The organism is Oceanobacillus sp. E9 (assembly GCF_001741975.1).
Taxonomy (GTDB): Bacteria; Bacillota; Bacilli; order Bacillales; family Amphibacillaceae; genus Oceanobacillus; species Oceanobacillus kimchii.
The window spans coordinates 142,882-164,330 of the sequence record NZ_LSNA01000006.1 but is presented as its reverse complement, the minus strand read 5'-3'; the positions used below and the strand labels follow the sequence as shown (position 1 = coordinate 164,330).

The 21,449-nt window shown below is 35.3% G+C and carries 18 protein-coding genes; 6 read left to right on the top strand and 12 right to left on the bottom strand.

What is annotated here, in order from left to right:
• Positions 1-112: 112 nt before the first annotated feature.
• From AQ616_RS07735 to AQ616_RS07725, 3 genes are read right to left on the bottom strand one after another with little or no spacing between them, the layout of a single operon-like run.
• Positions 113-601 carry a hypothetical protein gene (locus AQ616_RS07735; protein WP_017797973.1) on the bottom strand — a complete coding sequence of 163 codons (489 nt, stop codon included), beginning with the start codon at positions 599-601 and terminating at the stop codon, positions 113-115.
• Positions 601-1,392 carry a DUF3100 domain-containing protein gene (locus AQ616_RS07730; protein WP_017797974.1) on the bottom strand — a complete coding sequence of 264 codons (792 nt, stop codon included), beginning with the start codon at positions 1,390-1,392 and terminating at the stop codon, positions 601-603. The genes AQ616_RS07735 and AQ616_RS07730 overlap by 1 nt, the downstream gene beginning before the upstream one ends.
• A 12-nt stretch (positions 1,393-1,404) precedes the next feature.
• Positions 1,405-2,679 (bottom strand): M20/M25/M40 family metallo-hydrolase, encoded by a 1,275-nt coding sequence (locus AQ616_RS07725; protein ID WP_069685452.1) that lies wholly within the window; start codon positions 2,677-2,679, stop codon positions 1,405-1,407.
• A 332-nt stretch (positions 2,680-3,011) separates the two neighbouring features.
• On the opposite strand from AQ616_RS07725, the gene AQ616_RS07720 reads away from it, so the two are divergent.
• Entirely contained in the window at positions 3,012-4,553 is a 1,542-nt protein-coding gene (locus tag AQ616_RS07720) for an AbgT family transporter (RefSeq protein WP_069685451.1), read from the top strand.
• A 15-nt stretch (positions 4,554-4,568) separates the two neighbouring features.
• Positions 4,569-4,988 carry an OsmC family protein gene (locus AQ616_RS07715; protein ID WP_017797977.1) on the top strand — a complete coding sequence of 140 codons (420 nt, stop codon included), beginning with the start codon at positions 4,569-4,571 and terminating at the stop codon, positions 4,986-4,988.
• A gap of 67 nt (positions 4,989-5,055) precedes the next feature.
• Here AQ616_RS07715 and AQ616_RS07710 read toward each other — a convergent pair whose 3' ends face one another.
• Positions 5,056-5,847, bottom strand: a complete 792-nt coding sequence (locus AQ616_RS07710; RefSeq protein WP_017797978.1) for an SDR family oxidoreductase — start codon at positions 5,845-5,847, stop codon at positions 5,056-5,058.
• A 133-nt stretch (positions 5,848-5,980) separates the two neighbouring features.
• Positions 5,981-6,898, bottom strand: coding sequence for a class A beta-lactamase (bla, locus tag AQ616_RS07705; RefSeq protein ID WP_084822446.1), 918 nt, complete (start codon positions 6,896-6,898; stop codon positions 5,981-5,983).
• Positions 6,899-7,058: 160 nt separating this feature from the next.
• Between bla and AQ616_RS07700 the strand changes: the two genes are divergently transcribed.
• Both AQ616_RS07700 and blaI read left to right on the top strand, forming a co-directional pair.
• Positions 7,059-8,843: a BlaR1 family beta-lactam sensor/signal transducer gene (locus AQ616_RS07700; RefSeq protein ID WP_069685450.1), complete on the top strand. Its 1,785-nt coding sequence runs from the start codon at positions 7,059-7,061 to the stop codon at positions 8,841-8,843.
• A gap of 20 nt (positions 8,844-8,863) precedes the next feature.
• Entirely contained in the window at positions 8,864-9,250 is a 387-nt protein-coding gene (gene blaI, locus AQ616_RS07695; RefSeq protein ID WP_017797981.1) for a penicillinase repressor BlaI, read from the top strand.
• A gap of 95 nt (positions 9,251-9,345) precedes the next feature.
• Here blaI and AQ616_RS07690 read toward each other — a convergent pair whose 3' ends face one another.
• Positions 9,346-10,548 (bottom strand): M20 family metallopeptidase, encoded by a 1,203-nt coding sequence (locus AQ616_RS07690; RefSeq protein ID WP_069685449.1) that lies wholly within the window; start codon positions 10,546-10,548, stop codon positions 9,346-9,348.
• A gap of 506 nt (positions 10,549-11,054) precedes the next feature.
• Between AQ616_RS07690 and AQ616_RS07685 the strand changes: the two genes are divergently transcribed.
• Positions 11,055-11,723: an N-acetylmannosamine-6-phosphate 2-epimerase gene (locus tag AQ616_RS07685; protein ID WP_017797982.1), complete on the top strand. Its 669-nt coding sequence runs from the start codon at positions 11,055-11,057 to the stop codon at positions 11,721-11,723.
• 216 nt (positions 11,724-11,939) lie between these two features.
• On the opposite strand, the gene AQ616_RS07680 is transcribed toward AQ616_RS07685, so the two are convergent.
• Together AQ616_RS07680 and AQ616_RS07675 are read right to left on the bottom strand one after the other, a co-directional pair.
• Positions 11,940-13,454 (bottom strand): CoA-acylating methylmalonate-semialdehyde dehydrogenase, encoded by a 1,515-nt coding sequence (locus tag AQ616_RS07680; protein ID WP_017797983.1) that lies wholly within the window; start codon positions 13,452-13,454, stop codon positions 11,940-11,942.
• 32 nt (positions 13,455-13,486) lie between these two features.
• A complete protein-coding gene (locus AQ616_RS07675; protein ID WP_069685448.1) occupies positions 13,487-14,854 on the bottom strand; it encodes an aspartate aminotransferase family protein in 1,368 nt (455 codons plus the stop codon).
• Positions 14,855-15,105: 251 nt separating this feature from the next.
• On the opposite strand from AQ616_RS07675, the gene AQ616_RS07670 reads away from it, so the two are divergent.
• Positions 15,106-16,761 (top strand): PucR family transcriptional regulator, encoded by a 1,656-nt coding sequence (locus AQ616_RS07670; RefSeq protein WP_017797985.1) that lies wholly within the window; start codon positions 15,106-15,108, stop codon positions 16,759-16,761.
• 154 nt (positions 16,762-16,915) lie between these two features.
• On the opposite strand, the gene AQ616_RS07665 is transcribed toward AQ616_RS07670, so the two are convergent.
• From AQ616_RS07665 to hydA, 4 genes are all read right to left on the bottom strand, one after another.
• Positions 16,916-18,151 carry a Zn-dependent hydrolase gene (locus AQ616_RS07665; protein ID WP_069685447.1) on the bottom strand — a complete coding sequence of 412 codons (1,236 nt, stop codon included), beginning with the start codon at positions 18,149-18,151 and terminating at the stop codon, positions 16,916-16,918.
• Positions 18,152-18,169: 18 nt separating this feature from the next.
• Complete coding sequence (locus AQ616_RS07660) at positions 18,170-18,391, bottom strand: hypothetical protein (protein ID WP_017797987.1); 222 nt, start codon at positions 18,389-18,391, stop codon at positions 18,170-18,172.
• 31 nt (positions 18,392-18,422) lie between these two features.
• Complete coding sequence (locus tag AQ616_RS07655; protein WP_017797988.1) at positions 18,423-19,901, bottom strand: NCS1 family transporter; 1,479 nt, start codon at positions 19,899-19,901, stop codon at positions 18,423-18,425.
• Positions 19,902-20,031: 130 nt separating this feature from the next.
• A complete protein-coding gene (gene hydA / locus AQ616_RS07650; RefSeq protein WP_069685446.1) occupies positions 20,032-21,444 on the bottom strand; it encodes a dihydropyrimidinase in 1,413 nt (470 codons plus the stop codon).
• Positions 21,445-21,449 lie beyond the last annotated feature (5 nt).

Genomic DNA, 21,449 nt, shown 5'->3' with positions numbered 1-21,449 from the left:
AAAATAGAAGATTATATTATTAAACGTTATAAATGTATGCCTATAGGCTACTTAAACAAAATCAGACATATACTGGCAGTTTATCCCGCATTCTCACTCTATAGCTAAACATTTAATTCCCTGCTAGATAAAGCCCTAATGTCGCAATTAATGCACTTCCAATGTAAGTTCCTGTAAAAACAAACACCGCTACAATGGCTACCCTCCATGAAGTGTTTTTCAAATCAACTAATCTATTTGCTACTGATATACCAGCAAATGTTAATATAGGTGTCGTAATTGATAAGAAATCAACTGCTTGTATAGCTTGTATAAAAAAATCTGATAACAGACACATCAATAACGAAACAATAGATACCCATCCCAAAACCGGGAATTCACGCAAGATCGATATAGAAGTTTTATTTACTAAATCAGATATCAAAATCCCAATCATCGAAAATAACCACAGGACACCTAATCCTAACACCGTCATACCAGTTACCGGCATAGAGTTTGGGTCTTTCAAGTGCTTTATTTCCTGTGTAAACATAATCAATCCTACACTCAAAAATATGATCAGACCAAATTTAATATATTTATTAGATAATAGTCCCGTCATTACTTCTCACCTCGAACTAGAAGTTTATACATAAATTGTTGTAATGGAGCAGCTAAAAATACCATCGTAAATGTTCCAAGAAAACTAGTTAATAACTGGCTTGCTGATGCATAAGCCAAAATAGTACTCTCCATTTCTGGCATTTGTGCTACAAGACTTGCCGAAGAAGCACTCATCATACTTCCAGAACCAACACCAGAAGCCATCGCTAATGCCTCTACTCTTATTCCCAAACCTAAAAGAATGGGAGCTAGAATACTAAAGAAGATAGCTCCAAATAACGTACCAATAATGTATAAAGATAAAACTCCTCTTCCCTCTTTTGAATCTAAAGTATATTTTTCAGAGATATAAGCAAGCTCACCTTCTCTTCCAATACCTAGCGTTGCACCTATTGCCTCTCTACGTAAACCAATCATTATTGCTATTGGCAAACCAAAAATAACCGTTCCCAAGTTCCCGAATTCTTGGAAAATAAATACCCACCCAATTTGTAGTATTTCTCTAATCTGAGGGGCAACGTCTGCTCCATAACGAGCCATTAAAGGGAGCATAATAAATATCAAATACTTCCCAGAAAACTCAATGTTTACTTTACTATAAATTTGTTTCCAAAAACCTTTTCGAAAGAACTGCAAACCTAATATCATCGTTATTACAATAGCAAATACTAAAGGCAATACCCCAATAGAGATGTCTCCTATAGATATACTTTGGAAACCTATCATCTCAGAAATTGTAATGATAACTAATACAAACGCAATCAAATAAACCAAATCTTTTATTTTCAACTGTATCGCTCCCTATATTTGATCAGTTTCCTTCACAATATGTTGAATGACATTCATATAATCTTGATAAGTTCGACGATAAATTTTAGAAGTGTCGATATTTCCGTCTAATTTATCGATGACTTGACTTAAAAATCTTGGAAAAACCTCATAAATAAATTCCGGATCAATATCTATGAAATCATCACCATGAATCGTACCCGTGAAACCACTGTATCCAATCTGTATACAAGGAATCATATAAGACAGATCTCCAATATCTCCTGCAGCACTAATAGCATTATTATTCCAGATCTCTTCTATCTCGTTATTTTCATCAAATGCTTCACCAACAAATGTTGAAAGATACCTATCTTGAATAAACGGTAAATATCCCATTTGAGTTTTTGTCTCTACTTCCCCGTTTAGCGCAATAGCACTACCTTTGGCAGCTGCATCTAATTTACCAGCTACCTCTTTCATATAATCAACGGACCTTGTACGTAAATCGGTGCCTACAGTTATCTGATTAGGTATGACATTCGTAGACATATCTGACTCCATTACAATTGGATTAATTCTTACATTTTCCCCATCCTTTAATTGTTGTCTCCCTAACCCAACTGCTGTATTGAATAAAGTAGATATATTATAGGCATTTATTGATGAAAATGGATCAAAACCTGCGTGTGTCGCTTTTCCTTTAAACGTATATTTTTTATATAGAAATCCAGCTAAATCACAATTAATCTCAATTGTTCGTTTTGAAAACTCTCCTCCTATTGCATGCACACAAAATCCAATATCAATATCATCAAATACACCAAGTTTCATTGCTTCTGGCTTTCCACCATAATGACTGATTTTCTTTTGGCTCATTAACTCTTCTCTATACTCTAGATCTAAATATTCTTCCGCAGGTACAAAGATAAAAGTGATTTTGTAGGTTAAATCTTTATACGCTTTAGATTGATATAAGTAATTATAAAGACTTAGTGCAATCGCAACTTGTGTATAATGGCCACAATTATGTGCAGCACCTGTTTGTTCATCTGCGTACATATGAGAAGGAGCATAAACAGCATCTAATTCTGCAATAAAAGCAATATTAATATCCGCATGTTCACTTCCTAGCGACGTTCGAAAACCTGTCGTACTAAAGTAGTCCAACTTAATATTTGGATTAATTGTTGTTAAATAATTAATGATTGTTTGCTTTGTATTCTCTTCTTTATAACCTAATTCAGGATGATGATAGATCTTTTCTGCTATACTTTTTATTTCTTCATAATTATCTTTAAAGTACACCTTTTACCCTCCCCCTTTATAAAAATCATTAAATTTCCAATGACCAACAAACAAATTCCGAACATTTCTTAAGTTTAATTATAAAATTGTTCGTTTTTCATCAATAAATCTATCAATACTCACTTCAATTGTCAATATAAAATTCTTAAAATTATTACAAAAACTGACAAAATAATATTTAATTCGACAAAATTAACCAATAGCATAAAAAGTTTTATAGAATTGCAACTAATATTCTGGTTCAAACTAATACTGAATCAATCTACTAGACATAATTAATCTCATCTGTATACTAGGATATGTATTTATAGTCATTCATATAGGAGGAAAAAATGAGTCATAAGAATCAATCCAAATCGATAAAAGCATTAAATACGATAGAAAAGTTAGGGAATAAACTCCCTCACCCTGTAACAATATTCATCTTATTCACCTTAATTGTCATTGCCTTATCACATATTTTATATCTCATGGGAGTGTCAGTTTCATTCGAAGGTGTTAATAATGAAACAATGGAAAGAGAAACACTTTCAGTAGAGGCAATCAGTTTACTTACACCAGATGGTATTGCCCACATGTTTTCCAGCGTTGTCGGTAATTTCACTTCATTTGTAGCACTAGGACCAGTACTTGTTGCAATGCTTGGCGTTGGGGTTGCTGAAAAAAGTGGATATATTAGTGCTTTAATGACTAATACTGTATCTAAAGCGCCAAGACGTTTTGTTACACCGATTGTTGTATTAATGGGTGTACTTTCCAATGTAGCTGCATCTGTAGGGTATGTTGTACTTGTACCATTAGGAGCAATCATATTTTTAGGTTTTAATCGTCACCCTTTAGCAGGGCTTTCTGCAGCTTTTGCTGGTGTAGCTGGTGGATACTCTGCCAATTTAATAATAGGTACAAATGATCCTTTACTAGCCGGTATTTCTACAGAGGCAGCGAGAATTTTAGATGCAAGCTATGTTGTTAACCCAACAGATAATTGGTTTTTCATGCTGGCATCTACATTCATAATTGTAATTTTAGGTACAATTATTACAGATAAACTCGTTGAACCTAAATTAGGAAAATACACTTCAGGTGAAGACTGCAATGATGATAATACCAAAGTAACTCAAGTAGAGAAAAAAGGACTTTTCTGGGCAAATATATCAATATTAATAACGATTATTGCCATAGCATTACTAGTTATTCCAGAAAATGGACCTTTAAGAGGAGAGAATGGAAGTATTATTACTTCTCCATTTATGAGTAGTATTATTTTTCTAATGATGTTAATCTTTTTAATTCCTGGTATTGTTTATGGAATTGTTACGAAAACTGTTCGGAATGACAAAGATATAGCGAGCCTAATGACTTCCTCTTTAGAGACAATGGCCGGATTTATTGTATTGATATTTTTCGCCGCACAATTCGTTGCATTTTTCAATTATACTAACTTAGGTACTATTATTGCTGTAAACGGGGCTAACCTATTGGAAGCAATCGAATTAAATGGCGTATTCTTACTTATTGCTTTAATTTTGATTACCGCCATCATTAATTTATTTATCGCAGCTGACTCTGCAAAATGGGCAATTATGGCACCAGTGTTTATTCCAATGTTTATGCAGATGGGGATCTCTCCAGAAGTAACACAAGTAGCATACCGAATTGGCGATTCTGCAACAAATATTATCGCTCCATTAATGCCATTTTTTCCACTTGTTGTAGCATTTGCTCAAAGATATGGAAAGCAAAATGGAATAGGTACTGTAATTTCACTAATGCTTCCCCATTCAATAGTAATTCTGATTACATGGATGATATTCTTTGCTATCTGGTACATTCTTGGAATACCTGTTGGACCAGGAACAAGCTTAAACTATTAAGAAAGGATGATAAAGATGAAAGTGACTACTAAATGGACTGGCGGTAGAGCATTTACTGCTACGGGTGATTCAGGATATGAAATAAATATGGATGCAACAGAAGCTTACGGGGGCCTAGGTAAAGGCGCTACTCCAACCGAAATGCTTTTAAGTTCATTAGCAGGTTGTATCGGTATTGATGTAACGATGATATTGAGACCACACCTTGATAAAATAACAAAGATAGAAATAGAAACTGACGGTATTAGAAAAGAAGAAGCTCCGAAAGGATTTACGGATATTGTTGTTACTTTTATTATCGATGGTGATATTGATAGCAAAAAAGTATGGCGTGCAATCAATTTAGGTGAAGAGAAATATTGCTCTGTATCCGATTCATTAAAAGCAAATATCTCATTTGAATTAATTCTAAATGGAGAGAGCAAAACCATATAATTTAAAAAAGCGCTTAGAGATTAAACTCATTCTAAGCGCTTTTTTTATATCTTAAATAAGATGAAATCTACAACGCCTTCACCATACCGCCATCAACTAATAACGATTGTCCAGTTATATACGTATTGGCACCCGAACATAAGTATACTACTAAATTGGCGAATTCTTTGGGCTTCCCATAGCGTCCTATTGGAATGGATGATTCCGCTTTTGATTTTACGTCTTCATAACTTATGTCTTGCTGTTCTGCTACAAATTCATCTAAATGCTTTACACGATCTGTTCCAATTCTCCCTGGCCCAATCGTGTTGATTAAAATGTTATCCGGGGCTAATTCTTGTGATAAACTCTTCGCCAAACCAATAATTCCTGCTCTAAATGTATTAGATAGGATTAAATTATCAATAGGTTGTTTAATAGACGATGAAGCAATATTTACAATATGCCCACTTCCCTGTTTTCGCATATGAGGCAATACTTCTCTTATTAAACGCACGAAGCTAAGTAAGTTTAATTCAAATGCACCGGTCCAATCCTCATCACTTACACTATCAAAGTTTCCGGCAGGCGGACCTCCAGCGTTATTAACAAGAACATCAACAGTTCCATTTAATTCAATTGTCTTTAACACTAATTCTCTTACAGACGTTGGATTAGTAATATCGCAAACAATATAGTTCACATTGTGATTTCCAGTTACTGAACGAATTTCATCTTGTGCTTTCTCTAATTCTTCTTGATTACGACTCGAAATAATAACCTTTGCCCCTTCTGCAGCAAATTGCTTTGCAGACGCCTTTCCTAACCCTTTACTAGAAGCCGCAACAATTACTGATTTCCCATGCAAACCTAAATCCATAATGTTTTCCCCTTCCCCTTCTCTAAAAAGAGAAATTTAATCTCATTTTAGATACCCTTTTTAATTATTGTACCAATAGTTCCATTCCAGTCAAAACTAGAATTTTAGGTCTACTAGCTATTACTAAATCAAGTTAATTACTTAACTCCTTAACCACTACCTTCGTCGCTTTTTCTATTAATTTATCATCATAATCTGCATCTTCTACATCGCGACTAGACATTATTGCAATAACAATTGGTTCTTCGTTATCTTCTGGCCAAATGATACCAATGTCATTTCTCGTTCCATATCCTCCTGCTCCAGTTTTATCTCCAACAGTCCAACCTTCAGGTACACCGGCACGAATTAGCGCATCACCTGTCGTATTGTTGATAAGCATGTTTGTAAGAATTTCTCTTCTATCTGCATCTAGCACATCTTCTAATACATATTGTTGAAGACTGTTTGCCATTGCTTTCGGTGTACTTGTATCACGAATATCACCTGGAGTTGCCTCATTTAATTCTGTTTCATAACGATCTACTTCAATTGTTTCATCACCAATATCTCTTAACTTAGTCTCTAATTCATCAGGACCACCTATGGCTTCTAAAAGAAGGTTTGCAGCAGTATTATCACTATAACGAATCGCTGCATCGGAAATTTCTAGAAGAGTCATGCCTTCATCCACATGTTTCTCCGTAATTGGTGAATACGTAACCAAATCTTCTTCGGTATATCTAATCACTTCTTGCAATTCTGGATCTGACTTTGTTTGCAAAATGGCCCCAACAACCAAAGGTTTAAATGTTGAAGCATACGCAAACCGATCATTTTCTTGATAATTAATTTCTTTATTTGACCCTGTATCGATGGCAAACACACCTAACTTTACATCAAATTCGTCTTCCAATTTTTTAAAGGCCTCACTTCCTTTATCAGTTTTCTCTTCAACTACTTTTGGATTTTCTTCTTTACTTTCTGCTTCTTTCGAACACGCCATCAATACTGCTCCTACTAACATTAATAGTAGTAGTAGTACGCTACTTCTTTTTAAAATACTCATCATCGAGTTCCCTCCTTGAAAGTTTTAGATTACATCCGTAATCTTATATTACATATGTAATCTTAATAGGTCAACAATAATTTATAATTATTGAATACTACATATTAGAGTGCTACACTCTAAATATTACAAATGTAATAATAATCGAAACGGAGACGAGAAAATGTTTATAGACTTCCTAGTAATTGGATTTATCATTTCAACTGTCACAATTACAATTATTTTGTTCACTAGAAAACTATTTTATAGACAGATGTCCTCTATGTGGAGATATAACATATGGTTTTTACTACTCGTCGCGCTAGCAATTCCTTTTCTGCCAAGTCAACTTTTACATGCAATTCAATTGTCAATTCCTTTTGAGAATAATCTACCTTCTTCTTGGAGTAGAGCTAATTTAGATCATAATGAAACAACTTCTGCTATGAACTCAAACTGGATGCAAGATTTCAGCGTATCGGTAAATCAGTCTAGTCCTGATTTCTTAAATATTTCACTAATGCTAATATGGATATGTGGAACTTTTATTTTTACTATTTTCGCTATTCAAGCATTGCTTAAATTAAGAAAAATAAAAATATCTATTGATAAAATAAAAAATAAAGATGTAACTGCAATATTTGAAAGCTGTAAAAAACAACTACACATCTCAAAAGATATTACATTAGGAACATCTTCATCTGTTCAATCACCCGTAACTTTTGGTTTCACTCATACCTATGTCGTATTACCAAGTCACATAGACAATCAGATGTCAAAAGAAGATTTACAACATATCTTCTTACATGAATTACATCATGTTAAATATAAGGATATTCACACTAATTACTTGATGATGTTTTATCAAATTATTTATTGGTTCAACCCTTTGGTATGGATAGCACTTAAAAAGATGCGCTTAGATCGTGAAATAGCTTGTGATACCTCTGTTTTAAATATGCTTGACGACTATGAACAAAATATAAAATACGGCAGAGCCATGATTAACTTCATCGATTTCACAGCAAAAAAACGTTATAACCATTTAACCAATGAATTCAATGGTTCAAAGAAACAGGTAAAACAACGATTGGAAGAAATTATGGCTTTTCAAAAAGAATCGAAACTGTTGAAATTAAAAAGTATGATTATCTTTATTGTTGTCGGTTTATTGATTACTAGTCTTATTCCATTCGTTTCCGTATTAGCTCATGACAGCAACCAATATGAAAATTTCACAGCAAAAAAAGTAATGTATGAAGATTTAAGCTCTTATTTTAACGAGAGTGATGGGAGCTTTGTGTTATATGATTTACGAGAAGATGAATTTTTAATTTACAATAAGGAAAAGAGTACAATGCGGGTTTCACCAGCATCTACCTATAAAATCTATAGTGCATTAATCGCATTAGAGGAAGGTATTATAACAAGTGAAGATAATACAATTGAGTGGAATGGTGTAGAACAAAACTATGAACAATGGAATCAGGATCAAACACTGACATCTGCGTTAACCTATTCTGTTAATTGGTATTTCCAAACACTTGATAAGGCATCTGGGCTAAATACAATTAAGGATTACTTAACATATATGAACTACGGTAATGAAGATATATCTGGCGGTATTGACGACCACTGGCTAGTGTCTTCATTAAAAATATCTCCTGTAGAGCAAGTGGAGTTACTCCAATCTTTTTATAATAATGCATTTGATTTTCAAGAAGAACATATTCAATCTGTGAAAGATGCTTTAAAAGTGGAAGAGACAGAGGCCGTAACGTTATATGGAAAAACTGGTACTGGAAATATAAACGGAAAAGATATCAATGGATGGTTTATCGGTTTTGTAGAAACCCATAATAAGACATATTTTTTTGCTACAAACGTTCAGGATATAGCAAATGCAACTGGTAGCAGAGCAACAGAGATTACATTATCCATCCTTAGAGATAAGCAAATATACTATTAGGAAATTGAAGGAGAATTTATATGAGTAAAGATGTCCCTAATATTTCAGAAGCGGAATGGGAAGTAATGAATGTCTTGTGGGAATCATCACCAAAAACAGCGAATGAAGTAATCTATTCCTTACAAAAGAAAACTGAATGGAAAGCAAAAACAGTTCGAACTTTACTAGATCGTCTTGTTAAGAAAAATGTAATTGGAGTCAATAAGAATCAACGAATCTATACGTTTTATCCACTTTATTCTCAAGACGAATGTCAAAAAGCAGAAGCAAAATCATTTATCCAACGTATTTATGGAGGAACTGTCAAATCAATGCTTGTTCAGTTTATGGAAGATGACAATTTATCAGAGAATGAGATTAAAGAGCTAAGAGAAATTCTAAATGATAAACCAAATAAAAGGAAATAAAAATACTTTACTGCCATTATCATGGCAGATTAGAGTGAAAAACTACCGAAAAAAAGCTGAGACTCTATTAGAATCTCAGCTCTTAGTTTCCAAATCTATAACTCTACTACCTTCTCACTCTTACTATGTTCTTGCATATACGTTAATGTAGCTCTTCCTAACACTTTTGCCGCAATAAGTAATCCTCTTTCATCAATATCGAATTTAGGATGATGATGTGGATAAGACTCTTCTCTTCCTTTTATCTCAGCTCCCGTAAAGAAAAATGTTCCTTTCACCTGTTGAAGGTAATAAGAAAAATCTTCACCACCCATAACTTGAGGTGATTCTTGCACCACTTCTACTCCAGGGATGTCTTTTGCTAGTTCTGCGACAAATAGCGTTTCTTTTTCATGATTGTCAAGGGTTGGGTACCCTCTACGATAATGTAGGATACCTTTAGCACCAGACAACTCACAGGTCGCAGAAACTACTCTTTTCATTTCTGCTTCAATCAAGTCTCGAACACCCTCATCAAACGTTCGTACTGTTCCCTTTAATTCCGCTGTATCAGCAATCACATTATTCGCATTGACTGCTTCAAAAGAACCAACCGAAACAACCGCTGAATGAAGCGGATCGACTTTCCGACTAACAATCTGTTGAAGGTTGTTTACTAGCTGACTACCAACAACAATACTATCCTTAGTTTGATGCGGATAAGCTCCATGTCCACCTTTCCCTTGAATATCAATTTCAAAGAAGTCAGCCGCAGCTTGTAGTGGACCAACTCGATAATTCACTTCACCTAATGGTGTCTGTGCTTGAATATGTGTTCCAAAGATAACATCCACTCCATTCAAACACCCATCTTCAATCATGGATTTTGCTCCACCAGGAATAACCTCTTCTGCATGCTGATGAATAAAAACAACGGTACCCTTTAATTCTTCTTTTATCCCATTCAATGCTTTTGCAAGCCCTAAAAGTGTGGCCGTATGTGCATCATGCCCACATGCATGCATAACTCCATCATTTTTAGATTGAAAAGACAATCCTGTTTCTTCTTTAATCGGTAATGCATCAAAGTCAGCTCGCATTGCAACTGTCGGCCCTGGCTTACCTCCTTCTAAATAAGCAACAACTCCATTTCCACCAACATTTGTACGAACTCGATGACCTAACTTCTCATGATATTCTGCAATATACCTTGGAGTATGTACTTCTCGAAATGAAAGCTCCGGATATTGATGCAGATATCGTCGTAGTTGCACGATTTCTTCATAAAGGGAATCTAGGGATTGATAAAGTTTTTCCATATTAACTACCTCTCTCTATTTACTGTTTTATAAAAAAATCAGAAAAATTAATATATATTATTTAAATATTAGAATCCTGAATCTACTTTGTCAATGATTCAACATAATATTATTTTGTTAACACCATGACAAAGAGAATTAACTAAAGATAAAATTACGTGTAGAATAGCTTAAGAATTATGAAGAAGATGCGTACATTCTTTAAAATGAGGAATATATGATTTATCCTGATTATCATACTAGTAGATCTCAAGAGGACGATATCTCAAAATAAAACAATTCATAACATGTGTGATCACTCTAATCCCTTTCCATGAGCTATTTCAGTGTATTATAATAAATATGAAATCGTGGAATAATTAAATTGTTTCAATCTACATTTGCGTCCACACTAGAGCTGTATGTAGCTACTTGGTTTATTCATAATATATCTAATTATTGCCGATTATTACACATAGATGTATAAGGGACAGCTTTACTATTTTTTTTAAAAGGATGATAAAAATATGCTAGATCAAATTAAAAATAGCTTGATTGTATCTTGTCAGGCATTATCTGAAGAACCATTGCATAGTTCCTTTATTATGTCAAAAATGGCACTTGCTGCAAAACAAGGTGGTGCAAAAGGAATTAGAGCTAACTCAAAAGAAGATATTATGGAAATAAAAAAAGAGGTTAATCTTCCAGTAATAGGTATTGTTAAAAGAGATTATAATGACAGTGAAGTTTTTATAACTGCTACTTATAAAGAAATTAATGAGCTATTGGAAAGTAACTGTGAAATGATTGCTATAGACGCTACTACAAGAAATCGTCCAAATAATATCAAACTCAAAGATTTAGTAGATTATACAAAACAATTAAATAGCAATGTTGAACTAATGGCAGATGTAGCGACTATAGAAGAAGCAAAGAATGCAGAAAAACTAGGCTTTGACTGTATCTCTACCACTCTATATGGTTATACAAAAGATACTTCTGATTTTAAATTGTATGATAATGATTTTAGTTTTCTTAAGAACATATTATCAGAAGTAAAAATACCGGTTATTGCAGAAGGAAATATAATAACTCCAGAAATGTTCAAACGATGTATAACACTTGGTGCCTATGCGTGCGTAGTAGGTGGTGCTATAACTAGACCAAAAGAAATAACGAAGCGGTTTATTGGATAATACTGTAAGGTTAGAACGCTAAAAGGTTTTGATCAAAAGACGGTTGATAGCTAAAACAAACGAAAGAATTCTACAGATATTCCTGTGGGAGCTAGGCATAGGTGAGTCCCCGATACATAAACATTCGGCGGCTCACCAGCCACCACTGGATAAGTGGAATATATTTCTTAAACAGTCGTCATACTATTATCCCAGTCAACACTCTTATAGAATCAATCAATCTTTCGTACCCGGAAAATCAAATGTCAATTCATCTGATTCTTCTTGATCAAACCATCTTTCTGATATTGTCTTTGTTTTTGTAAAAAATCTTGCCGTATCAGGTCCGAACATTTGACCTTCACCGTACCTGGAAGATTTCCATCCTCCAAAATTATAGTATCCGACAGGAATTGGTATTGGTACGTTAACACCCACCATGCCTACTTCGATTTCTTGTGTAAACTTACGTGCATCCCTACCACTATTGGTGAATATAGTTACTCCATTTCCATACTGATGGTCATTGATTAAACCAATTGCTTCTTCTAGTGTCTCAACATTTACAACTATTCTTGCAGGACCAAATACTTCTTCTATATATACTTTCATATCTGGTTTTACTTGATCTAGAAGTGTTGCTCCCAGATAGAACCCTTCTTTATTCTCTACATCTGGATTTCTACCATCCACAAGCATATTCGCACCTTCCTCGAGAGCCATTTCAATGTCACGTAGAATGCTTTGTTTCGCTTCTTGACTAATAACAGCTCCAAAATCAGCATGTTCATCATCAAATGATCCAGCTTGTAATTTCTCTACTTTTACTTTTAGTTTCTCCTTAAATGTTTCCGCTGTTTGTTCCCCTACTGGCATGACAGTGGAGATAGCCATACAACGTTGTGATGCTGATCCATATGCAGCTCCGATAAAGGAATCAACAGCCTTATCTAAATTTGCATCTGGCATGACAACCATATGATTTTTCCCGCCACCAAATGCATTCACGCGCTTATGGTGTTTTGTACCAGTTTCATAGATAATTTCAGCGACTTTTGAAGAACCGACAAAACTGATTGCTTCGATATCTTGATGTGTGATTATTTCTTGAACCGTATCTTTATCTCCATTAATTACATTCCATACACCTTTTGGCAGTCCAGCCTGTTCCCAGAGTTCAGATAGAAATAAAGCAGAATAAGGTACCTTTTCAGATGGTTTTAAAATCATTGCATTTCCAACGGCTACAGCCATTGTGCTCATCGCAAGCGGTACCATCACAGGGAAATTAAATGGAGAAATACACGTTACTACTCCTAAAGGCTGCTTAATAGAATAAGCGTTAATTTCACCACCCACATTGGCAGAGTGTTCCCCTTTCAATATATGTGGTGCTCCGATAGCAAGGTCAACAGATTCAATCCCTCTTCCTATTTCCCCCTTCGCATCCGAGATTGTTTTGCCATTTTCCAAACCTATTAATCGTGCTAATTCTTCTGTATGTTCTACTATTAAATGTCGAAAGCGATGTAATACTTCTACTCGTTTCCCTATAGAAGTATTGCCCCATTTTTTAGCAGCTTGTTTAGCAAAATGAATTGCTTCATTTACTTCTTCTTTTGTCGCATAAGGAACCTCCGCAATTTTCTTCCCTGTTGATGGACTGTAAACATAACCAACTTGATCACTCTTTCCTTTTACTTTTTGTCCATTAATATAATGATTAATCGTATCTAAGGTTACAGATTCCATTTGATATTACCTCCTACATGATATCTAATTCCTTATGATTGATTCTCTGAGAATACTTTTTGCAGTACAGCAATCATAAACTCTACATCTTCTTCAGAACTAGAAAGTGGTGGGCTCAATGTTAAGATATTATTATATCCAGCCACGGTATCTCCGTTTTTACCAATAATCAGTCCATTGTCTTTACAATCAGAAATAATTTTTGCTAATCTTTCTTTCGATGCAGGTTCTTTTGTTGTTTTATCCTCTACTAACTCGATTCCGACAATCATCCCAATCCCACGTAAATCCCCTACAAAAGGATGGTTCTTCAAATCATCTAATCCTTGTAAAAGTTTGTCTCCTGATTCTGCCGAGCGTTCATATAAATTTTCATGTTCCATAATTTCGATATTCTTTAACGCCAATGCACATGCTGCCGGGTTCCCGCCAAATGTATTTACATGTCGGAAATGACTGGTATCATCTCCATTTTTAAATGTTTCATAAATATCTTTCCGAACGGCAGTAATAGATAACGGTAGATAAGCACTTGTTAACCCCTTAGCCATCGTTACGATGTCTGGTTTTATACCAAAGTGCTGGTGCCCAAACTTTTTCCCTGTTCTTCCAAATCCACAGATTACCTCGTCTATGATGAGAAGCACACCATGTCGATGACAAATTTCTTGGACTTTTTCCACATAAATTGGATGTGGAATAAGGACACCTCCGCCTGTAATGACTGGCTCCATGATTACTGCAGCAATTGTTTCTTTTTGCTCCCAAATAATTGTATTTTCCAGTTCCTCCGCTCGTTGGAGGTTATAATCTTCTTCCGTGATGCTATCTGGTTTACGATAATTATCTGGTGGAGACACATGTAAAAATCCTTGTATAAGCGGTTCATATTTATATTTTCTCATTGATTGCCCTGTAGCTGATAAAGCTCCCATAGAACTTCCGTGATACGCACGATAACGTGAAATAAATTTATGACGATCTACTTCACCGTTTTGCCGGTGATATTGTCGTGCCATTTTAAATGCAACTTCATTTGCATCAGAACCACTATTTGAATAAAAAATCATATAATCATCATCTAGCATCTCATTTACCTTCTCTGCTAATTCTATGGCTGGTTCATGACTCATTGTCATTGGTGCATAAGCTAACTTTTTGATTTGTTCATATGCTGCTAGTGCTAATTCTTCACGACCATATCCAACATTTACACACCAAAGACCCGACATTCCATCTAAATACCGGTTCCCTTGAGCATCAGTTATCCAAGATCCTTTCCCTTCTTCAACAACCATCGGAGGATTTTTCACGTTATAAGGAGAAATATGATGCCAAATTGAATTCCTATCTCTAGACGTAAGATCAGATACATTTGATACTTTCTTAGTAGATTTCAATATAACTCATTCCTTTCTTAAAAAAATTCATTTCGAAACTAGAGTGTAGAACGTACATAAGAATGTAACTATTTCGCTAGAAAAAGATACCTCTCTTCTTTTTTACAAAACGTTAAATTCTTAACTTTCTAATTTGACATATTATTTTGTATATTTCATAATTAATTCTATTACGATTTAATTTTGTATTCACTTTACAATGTGTCACATCTTCTAATAAAAACATTAACGATATGAAAGGTGGCCTTTATATGGAAAAGTGGAAAGTAAGAATATCCGATATACTAAAAAGAGAACTGTTTAAACATGCAAAGCCAATTGCTGGAATCAATGGATTGGATCAAGAAATTAAATGGACCCACATATTAGAGGTCGGTGATGTTGAGTCACTGATCAACGGTGGAGAGCTAATTCTAACCACCGGATCGGGCACAAATTTCGACTCTCCTGAGGGGGTTGGTTTTATTGAAAAGTTACGTAGTAAGAGTGTTTCTGGAATCTGTATAGAACTTGGAACCCATGTCCGAAGTATCCATCCTGACATAATCTCATACGGAAATAGCTATGAATTTCCCATCATCATTTTTGAACAGATTGTAAAATTTGTCGATATTACCCAAGATCTCCATACCTTAATCATTAACCAACATCATCAAATGCTTCATCAACTAAATTCATTCTCACAAAAAATTAATGAACTTTCTTTATTACCAAATGGAATCATAAAAATATTACGAGAATTATATCTTCAATTAAACCATCCAGTCGCACTCGTTACTGATGAAATCAAGTCCCACTACTATCCTCCGATGATGAAAGACGATGTTCCGATCCTTCAATCTTTCGAAAAGACGTTAAGCGCAGGCCATTCGTTTGAAACACATGTCTATGACAATCATTATTATTTTCTTTTTCCAATTAAAGGACTTGGTCATACATGGGGATACCTATGGCTAAAAAGTTCCTCCATTGATGTAGATGAGTTCGCCCTTTCAATGATTGATAGAGTCCTACTTGCTATTGCCCAAATTATGCTTCGAAACAGAACCGTGGAAGAACGTAAACAAAATCAAGAAGAAGAAATTGTTCGTTCCCTTTTAAAAGGAAACCATTTTTATTCCTCAAGTAATCAAAAATTCTTACCAGAACCAGCTCAAAACCTAAATTATCGGTTAGTGCTTATCAATCTCCAACATCCAAACCAAGCAAAAGAGGAAGATTGGGAAGAAGTAAAGTTACAACAAACGATGATTATTCGCTCTCTTTTTAAAAGATTTGGCTTCATTCCTGCCATGTCCGTGAGCAGAAATGAAATTGCAGTGATTGCTTCCTTTTATAAGCATATAGAAGCAAAAAAAGATACAGAACGATTTATAAACACCGTAGAAGAAATGAAACAGATACAAGAGAAAAATGTATTTAATGGCGATGCATATACTTTTGGAATTAGTAATTTAAAGCATGATTATAATCACTTATCTACAAGCTACCGTGAAGCCAAAACTGTTACGATTATTCAATCCCTCAACCTTCTCCAAACGTATTTTTTTGAAAAAATTGGTGTGTATCGTATTCTATTAGACAATCCGCAGCAACATTTTTTAGAGGCTTATATCCAAGAATATTTAGGGCCTATTTTAGCTCATGACAAAGATACTAAAAGTGAATTACTGGAGACGGTTTCTACGTATATTAATTGTTTAGGATCTAAAAAAGAGACTGCTGAACAACTATTTATCGTCAGACAGACGCTATATCACCGTCTAGAGAAAATTGAACAACTATTAGGTGAAGATTTCATGGAACCAGTTAATCGTCAAGCCATTGAATTAGCATTAGCTGCCTATAAATTTTTAAAAAAATCGGTTCATCATAAAGCATTAAACTATAATAGCTTATTTATTTAGTTCAATAGCTTAGTCAACATATTTTGAATGCTTTAGAAATTATATTTAATCAGTGGGGGCAATTTGTATACCCTCACTGATTAAAGTAAATGTAATTAAATGAATAAATAAGAATAATATGGCCTTCTAGTTCAACATTTCTTATTTCTTAACCCTAAAAACCAATTAGATCTAACACGGTTTGCAAGACGACATTCACACCTTTTTCACAGTCTTCCCAGTAGGTTAGCTCATCTTCAGCATGACTCTTCCCATTTACACTCGGCACAAAAACCATAGCCGCTGGTAGATAAGTAGCGATAAACTGCGCATCATGTCCTGCACCACTCGGCATTCGTTTATAAGAGTAATTTAGAGATTTACATGATTTTTCGATAGATTCCACTAATTGATCATTGAACCACACCGTATCACGATCCCATAATTTGGTTGTCTTAACTTTACATACTTCATTAGGTACTGAATGAGATAATCCTTGAATAATTTCCTCAACTTCTTTGATTACACTTACTTCTTTATGACGTGATTCTATGCTAAATACAACTTTATTAGGGATTACTGTATGAATATTAGGACTAACATTCACTCTACCAATTGTGTACACGAGTTCTGAATCCAATTTACTCATTTTTTCACGGATTTCATTAATGAGACTATTGGTAGCGAATAGTGCATCTTCTCGCATATTCATCGGTGTCGTACCGGCATGATTCGAATCACCTGTCACTTCAATTTCATAACAACACATTCCTACTACACACTCTACGACCCCTATTTCAAATTTTTCCTTTTCCAGTACTGGGCCTTGCTCGATATGAAGCTCAATTAGTCCAGTAGCCTCATCTAAGCGATTTTCTTTTCCCCCTACAAATCCACTATTCTTCAACGCTTCTCCAAAAGTTATCCCATGTTCATCTGTGGATGCTAGCATTTTTCCTTTATCAAATTTCCCCGATATTACGCCCGATGCCATCATGGATGGTTCAAATCGCGCTCCTTCTTCATTCGTAAAATTCGCTACAATAATCGGAATCTGTGGCTTTATATCATTCTCCATCATTGTCTGTACTACTTCAAGACCAGTTAATACCCCAAGAACACCATCAAACCGGCCACCTTTTTTTACAGAATCAAGATGAGAACCAATAACAACGGGTGGCTTACCATTATCGATACCATCTAATCTCGCATACATATTTCCCATGTCATCCCATTTCACCGTCAATCCTAGGTTTTCACAGAGATTTTTAAAGTGATTTCTCACCTGAATATCTACATATGAAAGTGCTAATCGTGTAACACCGTTATTCTCCGTTCTACCATAATCTGCAAACTCCTCTATCATTTGTTTTAACCGTTCTCCATTAATTAGTACTTGTTGTTTTTCCATCTTTACACCCTTTTCTAATTAATTTTTCTGTAATTGCTTCTTGATTAAGATTGTCGTCACATACTTTCTACTATTCGCATCTTTAAGTAGTATCGATTGTTTATCCGCAATATCATCTGTCTTCGTAAATTCAACGATATCCCCTTCTAATGTACCTTTGATTAAATGAATCGTATAACCATCATTAATAAACGCATCGATTTTCAATTTTTCATCCATGAATTCCTGATAGGTTGACATATCTTCTTATCCCTCCAACATGAAGTTTTCATTAAACTAGCTTATGAACCGAATTAGAATCTTCCGCTTCATTGTCTTCGATTGTCCAGTCCCTGCCAACAGTAATCCCTAAGTAATCTGCATCACTCGGATTAATTATTTCTGCTTGCGGGTATTTATTAAAATACCAATATTTCGCCAACACATAGTAAGCACCTGCCGCTACAACAAATCCAATAATAAATGAATAGGTCATAAACAATGTAGCAATAACCCCACCAATGCCCCAGGAGATAAACCCAACGACGTTAATACCTTTGGAATACTGATATTGACCATTATTTTTGTAAAGATCTGGGACATTCACTCGGCGTTTTCGTAGCAAATAATAATCAGCAAAGAGAATACCGCTCACAGACGATAAGACCGCCCCGATGATTAACAGCACTTGAGTTAGAACTTCATATACACTCCACGGCTGTATAACACTACCAATTATCCCAACGACAAATACAGAAATAACATTAGAAACTCTTGGACCAAAGACGTTCGAAAACACCGCAGCTGCAGGCAGTATATTCGCAGCTGTATTGGTAGACCATTGAGTTAAAACAATCATAAGTAAAAGCATTGCAAGCATCCATCCTGAAGCGGTCTCTTGTAATGCTGTTACGGGATTCGATGTTCCAGAAACAATAAATGCTGCAGCTCCGATCATAATCATAAATGCCTCTGTTAGAGGAAGGGCAATTAGACTTCCAACGACAGTTGTTTTATTTCGCTTGAACCAATTCCGTTCATATTTAGGAGCTTTAAAGTACCTTGAGATTGTCGGAATGTCACATCCAAGTGTTGCCCAATATCCCATATTCGCAAATATGACAACCATAAATGCAGTTACAGCAGCCCCTCCAGTTACTGGGCTAGACACCCATGCCCATACATTTTCTCCCTGTGCATTAATTTCTCCGGTTAAGTTTTGGTAGATAATCAGAGAGAAAATAACGATAAGTGGTGCTGATATGTCAGCAAAACGCTCTATCCATTTAATCCCCGAAGCGGTATTGATTAATTGAAAAAGTGCAAAAATAATGTAACATAAAAGCCAATTATCGAATCCTGCTACCATTGTATTCATGATGGCATTGATTGCAGTAGCACCAAAATAAGTGTTTATCCCGAACCAAAAAGAAGCAGTAATCGCTCGTGTTAACGAGGGAATATGCGTACCGATGATCCCAAATGGTGCTCTCATATAAACCGGAAAAGCCAATCCGTGTTCTACGCCAATATCACCAATAAGAGATATAAAGCCCCCAATTGCTATACATCCAACTAATGTGGCAAGTACCACCCAGGTAAGTGGAATTTCTTGTATTCCCGCAGCTCCTATATCAAATGTAGCCAAAAGAATGGCCATCCCTACCCACATTGCAAAGAACCCAATTACACCAATGGATTTCTTCTCATGATGAATCGGAAGTAAATCTGGCGACTTTAAATATGAATGCTTTTTTGTTTTTTTCTGCATTAAGAGCACCTCCTCCCATACTTTACTTATTTAAATCATTCTGTTTAATTTTTATTGCAGACCAGTTCAAAAAGAATGCTGCTTCATTGATGAATCAATCAAGGCGCTATAAATTCAATGGTAGTAATTTTTATTTTGTTACTACACTCTCTTTTTGTATTGCTTTATTAAATGTGGAGCGTTTCAAGAAATTACCCATACCTGGCTTTCCTACAAATTGTTTATCTTTAATGACATATTCACCACGAGATAATACAGAGACCGGCTCTCCAGTCACCTTCATTCCCTCTAGCGCATTGTAGTCAACTGCCATATGATGTGTCTCTGCTGAAATATAGCGTTCCGCATCTGGATCAAAAAGAACTATATCAGCATCGCTTCCGGGCGCAATTGTTCCTTTTTGCGGAAATAGACCAAATAACTTAGCAGCCTGTGTAGAGATCATATCCACAAATTGATTTAACGATATACGTCCTTTTTTGACTCCTTCTGAAAAGAGAACACTAAATCGGTCCTCTACAAATGGTCCACCATTTGGTATTTTTGTAAAATCATCTTTCCCTAAATCTTTCTGTCCAATAAAGTCAAAAGAACAGTGATCAGACCCAATCGTTTGTAATTGTCCGCTCTTCAATGCATTCCACAGTACATCCTGATTGGACTTGTCACGTAACGGAGGAGACCAAACGTATTTTGCACCTTCAAAGTTTTCTTTTTCCATATAAGATTGGTCTAGCACAAGATATTGTGGACAGGTCTCCCCAAATACACGGAATCCTTTACTGCGAGCATCAGCAATTTGATCCACTGCTTCTTTACAAGTTACATGCACGACATATAATTGCGCATCAGCAAGCGCTGTTAGTTTCGCTGCACGCCCTGTTGCTTCTCCCTCTAATTCAGGTGGCCGAGTTAACGCATGATAAATCGGATCGGTATTTCCTTGTTTAAGAGCTTCTTTTGTCAAATGCTCAATGACATCTCCATTCTCCGCATGCACCATAACCAGCCCTCCGTTATCTCTAGCAGTTGCTAACGTTTGGAATAGGGTCTCATCATCAGCTTGGAAGACATTTTTATACGCCATAAATACTTTAAATGATGTAACACCCTCTTCTTCTATAACACTCGGTATCTCTTTGAGAACATTTTCACTAGCTTCTACGATTTGCAAGTGAAAACCATAATCAATCACACTACGTTCATTCGATTTTTCATGCCACTTATCTAGTGCACTCTTCAATGTATTTCCTTTTTCTGTTAAACAAAAATCAATAATAGTTGTTGTTCCGCCATGAGCAGCTGCAATAGTTCCCGTTTCAAAATTATCCTTTGTTGTCGTTCCTCCGAATGACATATCCATATGTGTATGTGGATCAATTCCACCTGGGAAGACATATTGTCCAGTCGCATCAATCACTTCTGCATAAACATCACTTAAATCATTTCCAATTGCTTTTATCTTCCCATCTTCAATTAAAATATCCGCCTGATACGTATCTGCCGCTGTCACAATCTTTCCGTTCTTAATAATTTTCTTCATTGCTA